Genomic DNA, 18352 nt, shown 5'->3' on the forward strand with positions numbered 1-18352 from the left:
ATCTATTTTTGAAAACTATATACATTCTAGCATAAAGGACGATATTTGACTTAGAAAAAAAAGGAATTTAAAACTTTTTCAGCAATTTTGAAATAAAAAAGGTCTTTCGTTCGTCTTAAGTTGTAGCACGAATAAATATGAAAAGAGGAGACAATTTGATTAAAGTAAAAAAATTAAATCAACTATTCACGTTAGGTAAGAGAGGAAACAAAACAGAGTTCAGTGTTTTAAAGGATGTTAATTTCTCCGTGGACAAAGGAGAGATTGTAACTATACAAGGAAAGAGTGGCTCAGGAAAATCAACCCTATTAAACTTAATTAGTGGCTTTATGAAGCCATCTTCAGGTGAGGTATGGGTGCAGGGAATAAAGGTAAGTGAACTAAATGAAGGAGATTTTGCTGATTTTAGATTAGCCAATATCGGATTTATCTTTCAGAATTTCCAACTCATACCAAGTATGACTGCCTATCAGAATATCGAATTACCCCTTATTCTAAAAGGCATAGGGGAAAAAGACCGCGCGGAAAAAATTGAAAAGACACTTACAAAAATCGGTTTAGAAGATTTTGCTGATCACTATCCAAGTGAATTGTCTGGAGGGCAACAACAACGCGTGAGTGTAGCTCGTGCTTTAGTTTTGGAGCCACCACTCATCCTAGCAGATGAACCAACGGGTAGCCTAGACAGTGAAACAGAAGCGGACCTACTTACTTTAATTCAGGGATTAAATAAGGATTTAGGTATTACCTTTTTAATTATTACCCATGATGCATCTGTTGCTAAAATCGGGCATCGCACCATATACATCCATGATGGTGTTTTGACAGAAGGGGAGGTGGTCTCATGACTTTTAAAGATCAATGGCGCTTTGTCATGCAAAATATTAAAAAAAGTAAGTCCCGCGTATTTATGACCATACTCGCCACAGCAATGGGGGTTACCTTTCTGATTGTCCTTGCATCTGTCGGTTTTGGACTCCATGATTCTATTGTAAAAGAAACACTAGAAGACCGAGCCATAACAAAAATCCAAGTAGCAGGATTAGAAGATGAATCTGGTAACGGGCAAGGATTAACAGATAAAGAAATTAAAGAAATCGAAGCAATGCAGGGAATAAAAACGGTGACGAGAAGAATACATCTAAGTCAATCACCAACCTTTAGCCTAGAGGATTATACCGGTTATGCGCAAAACACAGTCGTCGCTCATTTCCCCTCAGAGTTAGAAGCTGGCTTAGAGTTAGCCAAAGGAGAATTTCCGGAAGATGAAAATGAAATCATTGTAGGACATGATTTTATATCAGGATTAACGCCTGAAAATATAGATACTGAAGAATTGTACGATGAAGAGGGAAGGTTAAAAGAAGAATACATGTATGAAGAATCATTGCTTGGTAAGACGATCACCCTTACCGTTCTAAACAGTCTGGAAGAAGAACATCAGGTTCAATTAGAAATTGTGGGGATGACTCAAAAACCAGCAAGGGATTGGATGCAGGATAGTACAGTATTTATTACAGAAAAGGTTTTACGAGAAATCGAAGCCTTCACTGGTACACCAAAAGGTGAGGTGCTAACTGAAGAAGAGAGTAGCACACAAGTACAGCAGGAAGAGGTCTATGATGATGTTTATGCTTATGCGGATAATTTAGAAGCTGTTGAACCCGTCACAGAAGCCCTTAAGGGCAAAAATTATTATATTTATTCTGTTGCTGATGAACTGAAAAACATTAATATCATGTTTACGATTGCCAAAGCTGGACTGATTTTTATCGGTACGATTGCGATTATTATTGCTTCTATTGGCATTTACAACACGATGACCATGGCAGTAACAGAACGCACACCTGATATTGGTATTATGAAAGCAATGGGGGCACATCCAAAAGTTATCAAACAGATATTTCTATTAGAAAGTAGCTACATTGGTATTATCGGAGCAGTTATTGGAACAGCCGTGGCGTATTTAATAAGTGTTTTAGTGAATATTGGGCTACCCTTCATTATTGAAACGGCATTTGATGAGCAATTACCAGAAGGATTAACTTTTTCCTCTATTCCGTGGAGTTTGATCCTAATTTCTGTTGTTATTTGTCTATCTGTCACCATACTATCTGGCTTAAAGCCAGCGAAACGGGCTACAAAAATTGATATCTTAAGGGCACTCAGGAGAGATATTTAATGAAACTATAGTAGGCAATAGTAGTTAAATACTAATGCTGTGATAAATCACGACACTCCTGCGAGAATGGAACTGTCTGAAGACCCCCCAAAAGCGATCTTTGCTTTTTGGAGGCTGAAGCGTTTCCCGCGGAAAGGGAGGAAATTTTCGCAACGGTATTCTAACGCCATATATTAACCAATCAAAAATCAAGCTAGTAACTTCTGGAGGTATACAGAAACGTTACTAGCTTGATTACCTTCTCTTCTCTATTATTTTTTAGTGGCCTCATTTAATTCCATTGCTTGTTGTTTATAGTAAACATATGCTCCGCTCCAAAATAGTAAATATATAACACAAAAGATCCCTATACCAATTAAAATGAAAAGAAAATCAACCGGAAGCCAACCCATAAATATCGCAAGCGGAAACCAAACGGCTAGAGAGACAAAAAAGTGTATAAGCGTTTGTTTTAAAGGGCTCCAATTTTCCGTTTCAAAAATAAGAGATGCATTTCCAAAGTATATCCCCATAATCATACTTCCTGCTATGTTTTTCCATAACTCAGAAATCGGAACTTGAATTTCTTGTAGCATCAAAATAGTTATCGCTCCAAAAATAAAAATTGCCGAAAATCCCAAGCCTAAAAATGTACGTCTTATCAATTCAAACTTCATCTTCCTCAGCTCCTAAAATCAATTTATTTTTTAAGCTACTTACATATTTTCGTGACACATACTCCTTATTACCAGAGGAGAAATAAACACAAAGGTTTCCATTAAACGATAATTCAAACCGAGAGATTTTACTGGTATTCCCTATCACCGATTTTGAAAAGCGACTAAATCCATAGGGCACAAGTAAATCTTCTAATTCATAAAGCTTTTTACTAATTTCTAACGCTTGTTGGCCAACTACTGCATAAACTTTTCGCCTCTGTGCATAGCAGTACTCGATATCATTTGGTGACAAAAGAACCGAATTATCACCATCCATCCCTACAATTCGCTTAGGTGTTTTTTTCTCTAATTTGGAGATTAAATCTTCCACCTCTTTCGTCCATTCATTAGCATGAATAGTTATTTGAATTTCGTCGTATTTTGAATCGATATCAATGCTTAGCTTCATTTCCTTCCACCTCTTTATATACAATACCATCAGTTTATCTCAAAGTTAGCAGCAATGACATAACTTGCTTAAATCTATGATTAAGTTGTTGTATCGACTGCATAACAATTCTCAGATAAAAATTGCATCCATACGAAAAGGGATAGATAGTCGCTGAATTGGACTACCTATCCCTTGAATACATTAATTATTTAACAAGCTACCTTCACTTAATAGCTTATCCTTTTTTATGAATCCCTTTTCTCATTTAAATCATATTTCACACGTAGTGATTCAGGCGCCATTTTAATAATTTGCTGTAATATTAAAGTAGCTACTGTAATGTCATCAAAAATCCCAAAAAACATAATGAAGTCAGGAATGATGTCAAACGGAAATACAATATAACCGATAATAAGAGCACTAGATATTACTTTAGTCTTTATTGCAACTTCTTTGGACAGAAAAAATTCTTTCAAAAATGGAATTGATTTTTTAAAATTAAATAAAAATTTTAATCTTTTTAAAAAACGTCTCATCTATCTTGCCTCCATGCAAACAAATCGTCTATCGTTGTATTTAGTTGAAACGATAATCGAAAAGCTACTTCTAATGTAGGATCATATTTATTATTTTCAATCGCGTTAATGGTCTGTCTCGTTACTTCACATCTTTCCGCTAAAGACTCCTGAGAAAAACCTAATTCTTTTCTTAATACTTTCATTTTGTTCTCCATACACCCACTCCTCTACCAAAAATCACCTGCTATAAGCGGCGAATTCAGTTTCTAATTACCCCCGGTAGATACAGGATGAAAATTAATTGTTTTAGTAGTGTATCTCTTTGTTGAAGGATTCATAACATAAAGATTAGAAAAACGATTACATTTTTATTCTTCAGATAAAATTATCAATTCCCTACATGGGCGTTACCCTTTTTCCATAAAAGAAAACCAGCATGTGATTCCATGCTGGTTTAACGTGTTATATTTGCTTTTTTTTCGATGCTTTTTCTCGTTCATTTTTATTTAATATCTTTTTACGAAGACGAATGGAGTCTGGAGTTACTTCGCAGTACTCATCATCATCTAAATATTCAATAGCTTCTTCTAAAGTAAGCTTTCTTGTTTTTCTAATGGTAGAAGTTTGGTCTTTATTTGCTGAACGCACGTTGGTTAAATGTTTTTCTTTCGTGATATTTACAGTTAAATCATTATCACGATTATGCTCCCCAACGATCATTCCAGCATATACTTCTGTACCTGGATCTACGAAGATAATTCCGCGATCTTCTAGGTTCATAATTCCATAAGTAGAAGATTTACCATTTTCAAGTGATACAAGTACCCCTTGTCTTCTTCCACCTACTTGACCAGGAATAAGTGGTGCGTATTCTTCAAAGGTATGGTTGATAATCCCATAACCTCTTGTTTGTGTCATGAATTCTGTGGAATAACCAATAAGACCGCGAGAAGGAACTTTAAATTCCATTCGAACTTGTCCATTTCCTTGGTTAACCATATCCATCATTTCACCTTTACGCTCTCCAAGTGATTCCATAACGGTTCCAGTGTAATCCTCAGGCACATCAATTTGTACTCTTTCTACTGGCTCACAACGAACCCCATCAATCTCTTTAATAATAACCTGCGGCTTAGAAAGCTGTAATTCAAAGCCTTCACGACGCATGTTTTCTACTAAAATAGAAAGGTGTAATTCACCACGACCAGAAACGATCCATGCGTCTGGTGAACCTGTAGGATCCACACGTAAACTAACATCTGTTTCTAATTGCGTAAGTAAACGCTCTTCAATTTTTCTAGAGGTAACGTGTTTTCCTTCTTTACCTGCAAATGGACTGTTATTAACGACAAATTCCATTTGTAATGTAGGCTCATCTATACGTAAAATTGGTAAAGCTTCCTGCTTATCAGTTGGACATACGGTTTCTCCAACGTTGATATCCTCCATACCAGCTACTGCAATAATATCTCCAGCTTCTGCTTCTTGGATTTCAGTACGCTTTAGACCGATAAAACCAAATAATTTAGATACACGGAAGTTCTTTACTTTACCATCTGTTTTGAGGAGTGATACTTGTTGTCCCACTTTAATTTTCCCTCTAAATACACGACCAACACCAATACGACCAAGATAGTCGTTATAGTCAAGTAATGTAATTTGGAATTGTAAAGGGTCCTCACGGTTGTCGATAGGAGCTGGAATATGTTCAATAATTGTTTCAAATAAAGGCTCCATTGTCTTTTGCTGATCTTCTGGTTCATTACCTGAAGTACCATTTAATGCAGATGCATAGACAACTGGAAATTCTAATTGAGAATCATCCGCTCCTAATTCGATAAACAAATCAAGTACTTCGTCCACTACTTCGCCAGGTCGCGCATTTGGACGATCAATTTTATTTAATACAACTACTGGATTTAGTTTTTGCTCCAAAGCTTTTTTAAGCACAAACCTAGTCTGTGGCATACAGCCTTCATAAGCATCTACTACTAATAAAACACCATCAACCATTTTCATTATACGTTCAACTTCACCACCGAAGTCGGCGTGACCAGGTGTGTCAAGAATATTGATGTGTTTGTCTTTGTAGTTAATAGCGGTATTTTTTGCTAAAATTGTAATTCCGCGCTCTTTCTCTATGTCATTCGAGTCCATTGCTCGCTCTGCTACGTGTTCGTTGTCCCGGAAGGTTCCTGAGTAATGTAACATTTGGTCTACTAACGTTGTTTTCCCATGGTCTACGTGGGCAATAATCGCAATATTGCGAAGGTCTTCTCTAACTTGAGTCATTAATTTTTTCTCTCCTCTTTATAACAAGTCGGGCTTGATAACTTATCGATTATATCATAAAGGAACTTCTCCGTATAGGTTTCAGCTGAAATTTATTTGGTTTTAGGAAACTCTAATATGAATTTCGCACCGCCTAGAGTAGATTCATCGAGACGAATCGTTCCTTCTGATCTTTCTACAATTGCCCGCGATATAGCTAATCCCAGACCTGTCTCACCATCTTTTCCTTTTACAAATCGATGAAATAATTTTTCCATCAATTCTTTTTCAATTCCAGGGCCGTCATCTTCTATATCCACAGCATAAAATTGACCTTTATCAACTACAGAAATTAACATCTGCGTCTTTGCATGACGAATACCATTGGTTACAATGTTCATCATAGCTTGAAGAATTTTATCCTGATCACCGTATATAAAATGATTTTCTGGTGCTTTTATATGAAGTGAGACACCTTTTTCATTTGCAATTGGTAATGCACGCTCTTCTGTTTGTTTTACCAATTCAGCAAGATTTATACGTCTCAAGTGATAAATATTTTCTTCACTGTCTAATTTAGCAAGTAAAATCATTTCATTAATAATTTTTTTCAAGCGACCAATTTCCTTCACCATAACGTTTAAACCGCGCTGCTCTTCAGCGCCTTCAAACACTCCGTCGCGAATTCCTTCTGCATATCCCTGAATCGTCATTAAAGGCGTTTTTAATTCATGGCTGGCATTTTGAAAAAATTGCCGTTGCGATTGGATATATGTTTTTAATTCTGTAGCCATCTCCGCTACACTTCGTTCCACTTCTTTAATTTCACCAGTCGCCTCAATATCTTCCATTTCATCAAATTTACGTTTTTCAATCTTTTTCAATTGATATTTAAGTTTTGTGAGTGGCGTAACTAATCTTTTCGTCAGGTAATGACTTAAGGCTACCGCAACACCAATACCAATTAAAAAGATTAACACCATTCGTCCTAATAAGCTTTGTTGAACAGCCTGTAAATCCTGTAGGGGCGTTAATAAAACTAAATGTTGGGTTGAGACAGGTGTATACAGTGGAATGATCGATACTACATATCTTTCCTCATATCCTTGCCACAACGGCTGCTCTTCTTCCTCAAAATCATAACGAGTAATCCAGCCTTCGACAATGTCTACATTTGCGATAGAAGAAAACAACAAGCTATCCGATCTGTCATCATAGGCAAATACTTGTAAATTATACTCTTCCAATAACTGCATTAAACGTTGTACATTTGCAGTATTATTCAGATCTTCATATAAGATAAAATTAACAATAAGTTCCCCTTTATCTTCTAGCTGTCGTTTTTCATCCTTTATTAGCATATCCATCATCATGGAGTAAACCAATATTCCAGCTACTGTCATAATGATGACAAGTAACGTTGTAAAAGCAATGGTTAATTGATATTGTAATTTCATTCGCTGCCCTCTACTTCATGTCGCAGTCTGTAGCCATATCCCCAGACCGTTTCTACTTCTAGACCATCCAGCTTTTTTCGCAGTCGCTTGATCAAATCATCTACTGCCCGGTCACTTCCAAAATAATCATTGCCCCAGACTAGGTCTAATAATTCTTCACGCGAAAAGGCGCGATTTGGGTTCTTTGTAAAGATTTCGAGCATTTCAAATTCTTTTGAGGTAACATCGATTTCTTCTCCGTGCCAATAAACAACACGCCCACCTTCATCAATTTTCAAGTCACCAACAACTAATTCTTGTCCCTGTTCCTTTTTAGCTGCTGCAATATTCATTTGCTCTGCACGTTTAAATAATCGCTTGATCCGAGCAACTAATTCACGCGGGCTAAAAGGCTTCGTTAAATAATCATCACTACCAAGCTCTAATCCTAATATTTTATCTACCTCTTCATCTTTTGCGGAAATAATAATGATAGGCACTTCGCTAACCTGACGTATTTTTTTACAAAGCTCATAACCGTCCATTCCTGGTAGCATAATATCTAATATCCACATATCTGGTTGATCTAGCTTGGTCTTTTCCCAAGCTTCCTCCGCATTATCTACCAATGAAACCTGAAAGCCTTCTTTTTGAAGATAGGCTTTGACAATATCACGTATATTCGGATCATCTTCAACTACAAACACATGCTGTCTCATTTTTTCCCCTGCCTTCATCAAGAGTTTTTCACATCTTTTGTTATTACCTATATTTTCGCACATTTCACTTGTAAATTTAAGCAAACACCATTCGAGTAGTCTTATTTCCATACTTTTTATACATTTCAACCATAGTTATGCCATACCTTCTAGCTACAATGAAGTTAGAAATAATTTAACATAACTTCTTAGAAAGGTGTGATCAATGATGACTGAAAACAATCATCAAGATTTTAATAATGAAAATAACTCGCTAGAAGGAGAAGAAATAAATACGCCACAAGAACAAAATGAGGTGGAAGCTACTTCTACTAACACAACTGAGGAAAACGAAAAGAAGGAGCCAAAGAAAAACAAAACTGGCTGGCAAATGTTTGTCAGTGGAATAGCTGGTGGACTGGTTGTCGCAGTTACAGGAGGCACACTTCTTGCGACTGGTGCTTTTGATGACACATTGAGTGAGGCGGAGCCAAATGAAGAAACCGCTGAAGTAGCTTCCTCTAATATAGCAGAATCGGATGTAACGCCTGTCATTAATGAAGATAGCAGTTCTTTAAGCCCTGCCATTAATCAAGTTTCTGACGCTGTTGTTGGTGTCTCTAACATCCAACAAACAAGTCTTTGGGAAGAATCTGATCCCGCAGGAGCCGGTTCAGGTGTTGTTTATAAAAAAGAGGGCGACTATGCCTATGTTGTTACTAACAACCACGTTGTTGACGGCGCAAAGGATTTAGAAGTTGTCTTAACAGACGGGGAATCCGTACCAGCAGAATTACTTGGTGGTGACCAATTAACCGACCTAGCTGTGCTAAGAATCGATGCAGAACATGTAGAAAAAGTAGCACCATTAGGTGAATCTAGCTCAATTACAGTCGGCGACACAGCCATTGCTATTGGTAATCCTTTAGGAAATGAGTTTGCAGGATCTGTAACCAAAGGGATTATTAGTGGTTTAGAACGTTCCGTTGAAATGGATTTAAATCGTGATGGTCAACCAGACTGGACAACTGAAGTAATCCAAACGGATGCCGCTATTAATCCTGGTAACAGTGGTGGCGCGTTAATCAATACAAGCGGTGAGGTTATTGGAATTAATTCGATGAAAATAGCGACAGCAACAGTAGAAGGTATCGGATTTGCGATTCCAATTGACGATGCGAAGCCAATTATAGATCAATTAGAAACAGAGGGTGAAGTAACTCGCCCATTTATCGGAATCAGCGCAGTGGATCTATCTACAGTTCCTGCTCAAAATAAACAACAAGATTTAGAGCTTGATGATAGTGTAGAAGACGGAGTTGTCGTAGCAGAGATTCAAGCAGATTCTCCAGCAGATGAAGCAGGTCTTGAGCGTTACGATGTCATTACTAAAATTAACGACCAAGCAATTACCTCTATGATGGATGTGAAAAATTACTTGTATAAGGAAACAAATACAGGTGACGAAGTAAGGATCACGTTTTACCGAAACGGCAAGCTTCAAACAACAGATCTTACTTTAGTAGAACAACCTGTTGAATAAGTAATTAAAAAACGAGTTGCGGCAACACGCCACAACTCGTTTTTGTATTCTATCCAGGAAACTATACAATTTCCCCTTGTGAAAAAATAAGTGCCAATAGTCAGATCCAGCTTCAAGCGCCAAAAACTAGGCAAGTTCCCTGAAGCTGCGAAAGTCTTTACAGGCGCTTTCCGCTTTTGTCTTTACAATTCATCAAACCCATTATCAGCTACATTTACTTTTGTATACTGTCTTGACTTTTGCTCGAAAAAGTCAGATTTACCCATGTCTACATCTTCATACGCTTTTATCCAACGCAATGGATTTTTATCAATAGTAGGATATAACTTTTTATAGCCTAGCTGCTTTAATCTTGTATTTGCAGTGAAGCGAATGTAATCTTCTACATCTGAAATTAAGATACCATCTATCTTATTACCAATGATTTCTCTTGCCCAGTCTATTTCAAGCTCCACAGCCTTTTCGAATGTGTCGTATACAAACCTTTCTAATTCTTCCGTTTGATGTGTAGGATTCTCAGCTAAAATTTCCTTAAAAATACGTACAAACAAATCAACGTGAATTTGCTCATCCCGATTAATATAATTGATCATAGTTGAGGTACCAACCATTTTTTGATTGCGTGCTAAGTGATAGAAAAAAGCAAATCCGGAATAGAAAAATAATCCTTCTAATATCACATCATACACAATTGATTCTAGGAGCTTGTCTATATTCGGTTTCTCCGCAAAAGCTCGGTAGCCATCAGTAACAAACTCATTTCTCTTTTGTAAAATTGGCTCCGTTCTCCAAAAATCAAACACTTCTTCTTGCTTCTTATCCGACACTAACGTGGAAAGAATATACGAGTAGGAATGATTATGGATAACTTCCTGCTGTGCCAAGATGATCATCAGAGCATTCAGACTAGAATCGGTTAAGTAATCAGCCACTTTTCCTGCATAATCAGTCTGAATACTATCTAGCAATGCTAGTAAACCAATAATTTTTAAAAAGGCATCTTCTTCAGCTTCATCCAGCTCTTTAAACTGCTTTAGATCCTGTGCCATATTAATTTCAAAAGGCGTCCAGAAGTTTCCGAGCATCTTCTTATATTTCGGATACGCCCAGGAAAACCTCACGTCATCCCAGTTTAAAATATTGGAGCTTCTACCGTTAATAATCGCTGTAGAGCGATTTGGTGCATCTTTATCCATAATATTTCTTTTTTCTAAAGCTTGTTCCATTATCTCACTCACCCTTTCCTTCCTTTAGCTTGAACATGATTCACAATCGATTAATTCAGACGACGTCGATCTTAAATAATAGGTCGTTTTTAAGCCGCTTCTCCATGCATCTAAATGAAGGGCTAAAAGTTCTTTCGCTTTCACCGTGTTTTCTACATATAAATTAAACGAAATACTTTGGTCGATATGGCGTTGACGTGCAGCATTTTGTTTAATACTCCAGTGCTGATCAATAAAATAAGCGGACTTATAATACCAAGTCGTTTCCTGATTGATGCCTGGTGCAGTGACCGGAATCTTATAATCCTTCTTTTCCTCTGAGTAAAACTTTTGGAAAATCGGATCGATACTTGCTGTGCTTCCTGCAATTAACGAAGTAGATGAGTTTGGTGCTACTGCCATCAAGTAACTATTTCTAACCCCGTATGTTTGCACATCGTTTTTCAGTTCATCCCAAAACAATTGTCTATCTTCATTTCTTTGATAGTTTCGTTTAGTGAAGTACTCCCCACTTTCCCAATCCGAGCCATAAAACGCTGGACATGGTCCTTTTTCAAGGGCTATTTCCATACTAGAACGAATGGTATAATAAGCAATTGATTCATAAAGCGAATCGGCATAATCTACCGCCTCATCACTTTCCCACCTGATTTTCTTTAAGGCTAATAAATGATGCCAACCGAAAGTTCCAAGCCCAATTGAACGATATTTCTGATTGGTGAGCTGTGCTTGAAGAACTGGGATAGTATTGAGATCGATCACGTTATCTAGCATTCTAACTTGAATTTTAATTAAACGTTCCAATACATTGTCCGTCACTGCAGTCGCTAAATTAATCGACGAAAGGTTACAGACGACAAAATCTCCCGCTTCTTTTTGGATAATGATTTTTCCGTCCTCTGTCTTTTGCTCTTCTACCGTTGTCGCACTCTGGTTTTGCGTAATTTCCGTACATAAATTACTCGAGTAAACCATTCCTAAATGATGATTACTGTTGTTACGGTTTACTTCATCACGATAAAACATGAAAGGTCCGCCAGTTTCAAGCTGACTTTTCAATATGCGCTTCATAATATCAATAGCTGGCACTTCATCTGAACTTAAATCAGGATTAGCCACACACGCTTGATATTTTTCCCTGAATGAACCTGCTCCCTTTTCTTCATCATAAGAATCTTCTAGACGAAAGCCCATTACTTTCTCTACTTCATACGGATCGAAAAGGTACCAATTTTCTCGCGCTTCTACTTTTTCCATAAAAATATCTGGAATACAAACACCAGCGAATAAATCATGCGTACGGAAACGTTCGTCTCCATTATTTAATTTCGCATCTAAGAAAGAATATATATCCTTATGCCATATATCGAGATAGGTACAAATAGCTCCTTTTCGTTGGCCAAGTTGATCTACACTAACTGCCGTATTGTTTAATTGTTTCATCCATGGTAAAACACCTGAAGAAGCTCCAGTGAAACCTTTAATTTCACTTCCTCTACTTCTAATTTTACCTAGATAGACACCAATTCCACCGCCATTTTTTGATAGATTAGCAATGTCTGTATTACTATCAAAAATGCCTTGTAAACTATCATCGACGGTATCTATAAAGCAACTAGACAATTGTCCATAGCTTTTTCCAGCGTTTGCAAGTGTTGGTGTAGCTACAGTCATGTATAAATGACTTAACGCCCAGTACGCTTCTTTAATATATTCCATGCGCTTATAAGGATCTTCTTTAAGCATTAAGGTCATTGCGATAATCATTAATCTTTCTTGTGGTAGTTCAAACACCTGCTTATCGTAATCCTTCGTTAAATACCGATCAGCAAGGGTACGTAAGCCAATATACGTAAACTTTCTATCATTTTTTTGGTCGATTACTGTTTCGAGCTCATTCAAGTCTTCCAACGTATAGTTTTCAAGTAATGCTTTATCATAAATTCCAATTTTTGTTAGGTGCTCAACTAGAGCATAAAAGGGACCATACTTTTGATCATAGGAGTAGGACCTGTTTTCTGCCGCTTCTTTATATAATAATTGGCTATATAAATGAGAAGCAATAAACGTGAAGTCAGGATGGTTCTCATCAAGCATCGCAAGAGACTCAAGTATAAGTTGATGCACCCACTCATTCTCATCTAACCAAGGTTTCTGTATTAAAATATTGTCTGCATGAGATAAGATTGGTTCAGTTAAATCCTTTGAAAATTGTTGCTGTAAGCTTTCTTTTAAATACGCTTGCCATTTACTTGTTTGAACGGTTGCCTGTGTCATTATGTAACCTCCTTATAATTACCCGAGACGCAAAAAAGCCGTCCGCGAGTTTGCGAACGACTGAAACGACAGAAGATCATACGTAAACAGGACAAGTGTACACCCCTCCTATTGATCGATTTCCTATCGTTTCTTTTGCTCAACCCCCGAAGAAAAGAAACTCCGGCAATAAGAGGCAGGTCTACTGACTTGTGCTTCACTCTACTAAAGCCCCTTCCCAAATAGTCGCCATTTCTAGCGATTCTATTCAGTGGATTTGCTCTTTCGTCCACACTTACAGTTGCGGGGACAGTCTTGGCTTCTCACCAAGTTCCCTTTTAAGACGTTAATGTCACCTATCATTGCGTGTTTTAAAGTACTAAAAGTACCATATATTGATTTTTTTAAAATATAAATACTATATATTGAATCTATCATACATTTTCGAGGATAACAATCCTAAGCTAAATATTTTTTATTCTATTTGGTTTAAAAAGTTTATTGCTGCGGATTATCCATTTTAAAGATAGTTTCATGTGATAGCAAGCTCATAAAACATAGTTATCATAATCCTAAATTTCCTCTCTTCTGTCTTCTTTGATTTGAACGAAACTTATCCTCAGGACTTACGAACGATACGCTCTGTGATAAACTTGAAGAAAGATTACTTTTAAGGAGTGGATAGAGTGATGCAGATCTCAACCGAAAATACCAAAATAGGCTTTATTGGAACTGGTGTAATGGGTAAAAGCATGGCAAGTAACCTTCTAGCCGCTGGGTTCCAACTTATTATTTATACTCGAACAAAGCACAAAGCGGATGATCTATTAGAAAAAGGTGCAAAGTGGGCAAGTACTGTAGAAGAAGTAGCTGAAAATGCTGATGTTATATTTACTATTGTAGGTTTCCCCAGTGATGTGGAAGAGATTTATCTAGGAGAGAATGGACTGCTTCACCATGCCAAAGAGAGTAGCTATTTGATCGATATGACCACCTCCAAGCCACTGTTAGCAGAAAAAATAGCTGCTGCAGGTAAGAAAAAGAATGTCCATGTCTTAGATGCTCCTGTTTCAGGCGGAGATATTGGTGCACGAAACGGAAAGCTCGCCATCATGATCGGAGGAGAACAAGAAGCGTACCATACCCTTCTACCTCTATTTGAAATAATGGGAGAAAACATTCAATTACAGGGTCCAGCGGGAGCTGGACAGCACACAAAAATGGCAAACCAAATAACAATTGCCTCCAATATGATCGGTGTATGTGAAGCCATTCGATACGCGCAAAAAGCAGGCTTAGACCCCACTAAAGTTATCGCAAGTATTTCAACAGGGGCTGCCGGAAGCTGGTCTTTAACAAACTTGGCGCCTCGAATGGTAGCTGATGACTATGCTCCAGGCTTTTTTATCAAACATTTTATCAAGGATATGACGATCGCATTAGAATCTGCTAAGGATATGGGACTCACGACTCCAGGTCTAGAGCTTTCGTTACAGCTTTATCAAGAAGTTGCGCAGGATGGAGAGGAAAATAGCGGAACACAAGCGCTTATCAAATGGTTTACAAAGGAAGAATAGTAATTCTCTTAGCTTCACGGAGCTTTATTTACACATTAAACAGCCTGCGTTCTTTTCGTATAGAACACAGGCTGATTCTTTTGCTTTTTCATTCATCTACTGGCGACAGTATACTTCACAAATCTTCGGGCCTTTCCTTATTGCTAAACCAAAAACGATTAGATTTTTTAAAAATAGTAATCTTCAACAATTAAAGCTCCTATAAGATAGCCCAAAAAATCAATTTTCATTTAGTTTATTTAGCAGACCATTATCATTTACAATCTCAAAATTTCCTATTTTTTCCTTCTCATAATAATCTGCTCTGCCCGAGACTTCTACCGTATCCATATCCTGTTCCCTACCATAGGAAACATCTGCAGTAAAATTATATAGCCCTTCACTATTTTCATTTGGCTTTATGTCGATCTCATCCACTTCAACATGATAACCATTTGAATAAGCTTTTACATGATATGAAATTCCGTACCTAACCACGAAGTCATCGTATACACTTTCAGAAAAATAATCTTTATACTTTTCTTCTAAATATACATCTAATTTTGTTGGTACATTTTCTAGTTCAGCAACTTCTTCATTTTCCTCACCAATGATGGTTAGATTCTCCGAGGAATCAAATAACTCTATTAATTCCATATCAGGCCCACTAAAGGTTTCTTCTATTACGTTTTGTATTTCGGTACTTTCTTTGCTAGTAGAGGAATTCTCCGAATCGAAAAAAGAGCATCCCGTAAGCAATAAAAAGATAACTATTAGTGCCAGAGTGCGTAAAATATAGTGACTTTCTTTAGGAGGATAATTTGAATTGTTTTTCATTTTTTCTCCTTTCAAATCTAACTTAATTGTAAATTTTCAATTGAAAGAAAGACGGCAACTAATATTATTAAAGTTAGATTATTAATAAATGGTAAATATTGATAATTTTATTTTATCATAGGCGGAACTGAATGAGAACAGTCAATTATTTTATTAAGGTCTATATACTGTTCCGATACTTGATGTTATCTGCACATACAAAAAAAGACACCATTCAACTTTTAGAGGTGTCTTATTAGTAAATAAACTTATATTAATTCCAAAACAATCTCAGACAACCTATGCCTGATTACTAATTGAACCTTTCTTGCATTTATATTGTAATCTTTAAGGTCTTCTGCTTGTACTAACCAAGAGATGTTTGTTTCTTGCTCTAATTTAGCTGTTTGTTCTTCTATCCAAGCATGATTTCTTTCATAAAATTCTAGGGCTAAGCTTTCATTCTGAAATTCTTCAGGACATCTAAAGTTAAGATTATATAGCCATTTTTGAAATTCACTTTCCCCGTATTTTATAAGTCTTTGTTTCAATACTTCCATTAAGTCTTTTATAAGGTTATCGTCAAATTGTTCTTCTCTCATTTTCTGTTCTAGTTCATTCAATGTAAGGTTGCTTAAACCCTTCCTATCCATCCCTAAGATATCTTTTGCCATTTCTTTTATTCCATTTTTCTTAATGATTATCACCCTTTTCTTTTTATCGCCTTCTAAATATTACCATATAATTTATTATTGTTTATTTTGCTTTTAAAAACAATATTCTGTTCGGAAACAATGAGTTTTAATAAATAGAATCTCTGTATTTTAGCGTTATTTCAGCAATCTTGTTAATGCTAAAAAAACATGATAAAATAAATGCTTGCAAGAGATGATGTAAATTGAATATCCAACCTATACACATTTATATCTTGCAAATATGAATTGATAGGTGGTAGAAAAAATGGAAACGAAAGAAAAGTATCAAGTATTATTGTATTACCAATATGTCCACATCGAAGATCCCGAAGAATATGCCAGAGAGCATCTTAAGTTTTGTAAAGAAGTTGGCTTAAAGGGTAGAATTTTAGTGGCACATGAAGGAATTAATGGAACAGTTTCCGGTACGATTGAACAAACCAATACGTACATGGAAATGATGCACAATGACGAAAGATTTGCTGATATGGTTTTTAAAATTGATGAGTCTGATCAGCACACCTTCAAAAAAATGCATGTTCGTCCACGACCAGAACTTGTAACGCTTCGTCTTGAGGATGACGTCAACCCCAAGGAAACGACGGGACAGTATTTAAGTCCACAGGAATTTAATCAAGCACTTCAAGATGAAAACACGGTTGTGTTAGATGCAAGAAATGACTATGAATATGATTTAGGTCATTTCCGAGGAGCGATTCGACCTGACATTCACACTTTCAGAGATTTACCTGACTGGGTGCGTGAGAATAAGGAGAAACTAGAAGGTAAAAAGGTTCTTACTTATTGCACTGGTGGTATTCGTTGTGAAAAATTCTCAGGTTGGTTAAAAAAAGAAGGCTTTGATGATGTTGGCCAGTTACATGGAGGAATTGTCACTTACGGAAAGGATCCTGAGGTTCAAGGAGAACTATGGGATGGTCAGCTATACGTATTTGATGAACGAATCTCTGTACCAGTAAACCGTAAGGAGCATGTCATTGTCGGAAAAGATTATTTTGACGGTGAACCATGTGAACGCTACGTAAATTGTGCAAATCCTGAATGTAATAAACAAATTTTATGCTCAGAGGAAAATGAGCACAAATATATGCGTGGATGTACGCATGAATGCCGCGTATCTGAACGCAACATGTATGTGAACGAACACAATTTAACAGAAGAAGATATAAAAGCGCGTTTAGCACGTATTGCAGAAGAAGATGGTGTGACGCAAGCTTAGAGATAATAAGAGGTATTTCTCTAGTCCCTCATGGACTTAGAAATACTTCTTTTTTATATTCAAATATCTTCTACTTTAACAATATCATTAGAGTCTGCTAAACTAACAAAAAAGGAGGCTTCATACAATGTCCGTTTATGATTACACTGTGAAAACAATTAAGGGTGATGAAGAATCATTAGAAAACTACAAGGGAAAAGTATTATTAATTGTTAATACCGCTAGCAAATGTGGATTCACACCTCAGTATAAAGGTTTACAAAATCTTTATGAAAAGTATGGTAGCGAGGATTTCGAAGTACTAGGTTTTCCATGTAATCAGTTTATGAATCAAGAACCTGGTTCTAATGAAACGATTCAAGAATTTTGTGAAATGAATTACGGAGTTAGCTTTCCTATTTTCGAAAAAATTGATGTTCGCGGGAAGAACGCCCATCCCTTATTTCAATATTTAATAAAAGAAGCTCCGGGCATCGTTTCTGACAACATTAAATGGAACTTCACGAAATTTCTGATCGATCAAGAAGGCAATGTTTTAGCCAGATTCGCACCCAAAACAGAACCGGAAAGTATCGAACCAGAAATTAAAAAACTTGTTCAAAACTAAAAAAATGTTGGTGCTCCAGTAACTAAGCTAGAGCAAATTAGCCAGAAAATCCTATTTCACCTTAAGTAGTTCAGATTGGGGGTGCAAAAACACAATTTGCCTCCTGAATTGAACTACTTTCTTTATGTGAAGCAGCTATCATAATAAAATAGCTACTTGAAGTTAAACTTCCACACCTTTTCCGTGTAATGGGGAAAGCTGTTTTGCTCGACTCACTAA

At 36.6% G+C, this 18352-nt stretch carries 17 protein-coding genes and 1 riboswitch; of the genes, 6 read left to right on the plus strand and 11 right to left on the minus strand.

The annotated features are described in order from the left end of the window. Positions 1-155: 155 nt before the first annotated feature. Together DFR57_RS05605 and DFR57_RS05610 are read left to right on the plus strand one after the other, a co-directional pair. The gene (locus DFR57_RS05605; RefSeq protein WP_114352160.1) at positions 156-848 is read left to right on the plus strand and encodes an ABC transporter ATP-binding protein; all 693 of its coding nucleotides are present in this window, start codon (positions 156-158) and stop codon (positions 846-848) included. Then, positions 845-2182 carry an ABC transporter permease gene (locus tag DFR57_RS05610; RefSeq protein ID WP_114352161.1) on the plus strand — a complete coding sequence of 446 codons (1338 nt, stop codon included), beginning with the start codon at positions 845-847 and terminating at the stop codon, positions 2180-2182. The genes DFR57_RS05605 and DFR57_RS05610 overlap by 4 nt, the downstream gene beginning before the upstream one ends. A gap of 251 nt (positions 2183-2433) precedes the next feature. Here the strand turns inward: DFR57_RS05610 and DFR57_RS05615 are convergent, their stop codons facing one another. The 7 genes from DFR57_RS05615 to DFR57_RS05645 form a co-directional block, all read right to left on the minus strand. Then, a complete protein-coding gene (locus DFR57_RS05615) occupies positions 2434-2838 on the minus strand; it encodes a DUF3021 domain-containing protein (RefSeq protein ID WP_114352162.1) in 405 nt (134 codons plus the stop codon). Then, positions 2828-3289, minus strand: a complete 462-nt coding sequence (locus DFR57_RS05620) for a LytTR family DNA-binding domain-containing protein (RefSeq protein ID WP_114352163.1) — start codon at positions 3287-3289, stop codon at positions 2828-2830. The genes DFR57_RS05615 and DFR57_RS05620 overlap by 11 nt, the downstream gene beginning before the upstream one ends. A 227-nt stretch (positions 3290-3516) precedes the next feature. After that, positions 3517-3807: a YkvA family protein gene (locus DFR57_RS05625; protein ID WP_114352164.1), complete on the minus strand. Its 291-nt coding sequence runs from the start codon at positions 3805-3807 to the stop codon at positions 3517-3519. Then, a complete protein-coding gene (locus DFR57_RS05630) occupies positions 3804-4004 on the minus strand; it encodes a helix-turn-helix transcriptional regulator (protein WP_114352165.1) in 201 nt (66 codons plus the stop codon). The genes DFR57_RS05625 and DFR57_RS05630 overlap by 4 nt, the downstream gene beginning before the upstream one ends. A 247-nt stretch (positions 4005-4251) precedes the next feature. Beyond that, positions 4252-6081, minus strand: a complete 1830-nt coding sequence (gene typA, locus DFR57_RS05635) for a translational GTPase TypA (protein ID WP_114352166.1) — start codon at positions 6079-6081, stop codon at positions 4252-4254. A gap of 92 nt (positions 6082-6173) precedes the next feature. After that, the gene (locus DFR57_RS05640; RefSeq protein ID WP_114352167.1) at positions 6174-7517 is read right to left on the minus strand and encodes a sensor histidine kinase; all 1344 of its coding nucleotides are present in this window, start codon (positions 7515-7517) and stop codon (positions 6174-6176) included. Continuing rightward, complete coding sequence (locus tag DFR57_RS05645) at positions 7514-8215, minus strand: response regulator transcription factor (RefSeq protein WP_114352168.1); 702 nt, start codon at positions 8213-8215, stop codon at positions 7514-7516. Before DFR57_RS05645 ends, DFR57_RS05640 begins: the two co-directional genes overlap by 4 nt. Before the next feature lie 208 nt (positions 8216-8423). On the opposite strand from DFR57_RS05645, the gene DFR57_RS05650 reads away from it, so the two are divergent. Continuing rightward, entirely contained in the window at positions 8424-9737 is a 1314-nt protein-coding gene (locus DFR57_RS05650; RefSeq protein WP_245937399.1) for a S1C family serine protease, read from the plus strand. A gap of 182 nt (positions 9738-9919) precedes the next feature. On the opposite strand, the gene DFR57_RS05655 is transcribed toward DFR57_RS05650, so the two are convergent. Then, positions 9920-10963 (minus strand): ribonucleotide-diphosphate reductase subunit beta, encoded by a 1044-nt coding sequence (locus DFR57_RS05655; protein WP_114352170.1) that lies wholly within the window; start codon positions 10961-10963, stop codon positions 9920-9922. 24 nt (positions 10964-10987) lie between these two features. Then, on the minus strand, positions 10988-13240 hold the full coding sequence (locus DFR57_RS05660; protein WP_114352171.1) for a ribonucleoside-diphosphate reductase subunit alpha: 2253 nt from the start codon (positions 13238-13240) through the stop codon (positions 10988-10990). 157 nt (positions 13241-13397) lie between these two features. Beyond that, positions 13398-13594: riboswitch (cobalamin riboswitch) on the minus strand. 314 nt (positions 13595-13908) lie between these two features. On the opposite strand from DFR57_RS05660, the gene DFR57_RS05665 reads away from it, so the two are divergent. Then, the gene (locus tag DFR57_RS05665) at positions 13909-14796 is read left to right on the plus strand and encodes an NAD(P)-dependent oxidoreductase (RefSeq protein WP_114352375.1); all 888 of its coding nucleotides are present in this window, start codon (positions 13909-13911) and stop codon (positions 14794-14796) included. 219 nt (positions 14797-15015) lie between these two features. Here DFR57_RS05665 and DFR57_RS05670 read toward each other — a convergent pair whose 3' ends face one another. Both DFR57_RS05670 and DFR57_RS05675 read right to left on the minus strand, forming a co-directional pair. After that, the gene (locus tag DFR57_RS05670) at positions 15016-15612 is read right to left on the minus strand and encodes a hypothetical protein (RefSeq protein ID WP_114352172.1); all 597 of its coding nucleotides are present in this window, start codon (positions 15610-15612) and stop codon (positions 15016-15018) included. A 248-nt stretch (positions 15613-15860) separates the two neighbouring features. Then, the gene (locus tag DFR57_RS05675) at positions 15861-16265 is read right to left on the minus strand and encodes a hypothetical protein (RefSeq protein ID WP_147269770.1); all 405 of its coding nucleotides are present in this window, start codon (positions 16263-16265) and stop codon (positions 15861-15863) included. Between the two features lie 286 nt (positions 16266-16551). Between DFR57_RS05675 and trhO the strand changes: the two genes are divergently transcribed. Beyond that, complete coding sequence (gene trhO / locus DFR57_RS05680) at positions 16552-17526, plus strand: oxygen-dependent tRNA uridine(34) hydroxylase TrhO (protein WP_114352174.1); 975 nt, start codon at positions 16552-16554, stop codon at positions 17524-17526. A 127-nt stretch (positions 17527-17653) separates the two neighbouring features. Further along, a complete protein-coding gene (locus DFR57_RS05685; RefSeq protein ID WP_114352175.1) occupies positions 17654-18133 on the plus strand; it encodes a glutathione peroxidase in 480 nt (159 codons plus the stop codon). Positions 18134-18352 lie beyond the last annotated feature (219 nt).

The sequence above is a fragment of the Saliterribacillus persicus genome, from assembly GCF_003337485.1.
In the GTDB taxonomy this organism is placed as follows: Bacteria; Bacillota; Bacilli; order Bacillales; family Amphibacillaceae; genus Saliterribacillus; species Saliterribacillus persicus.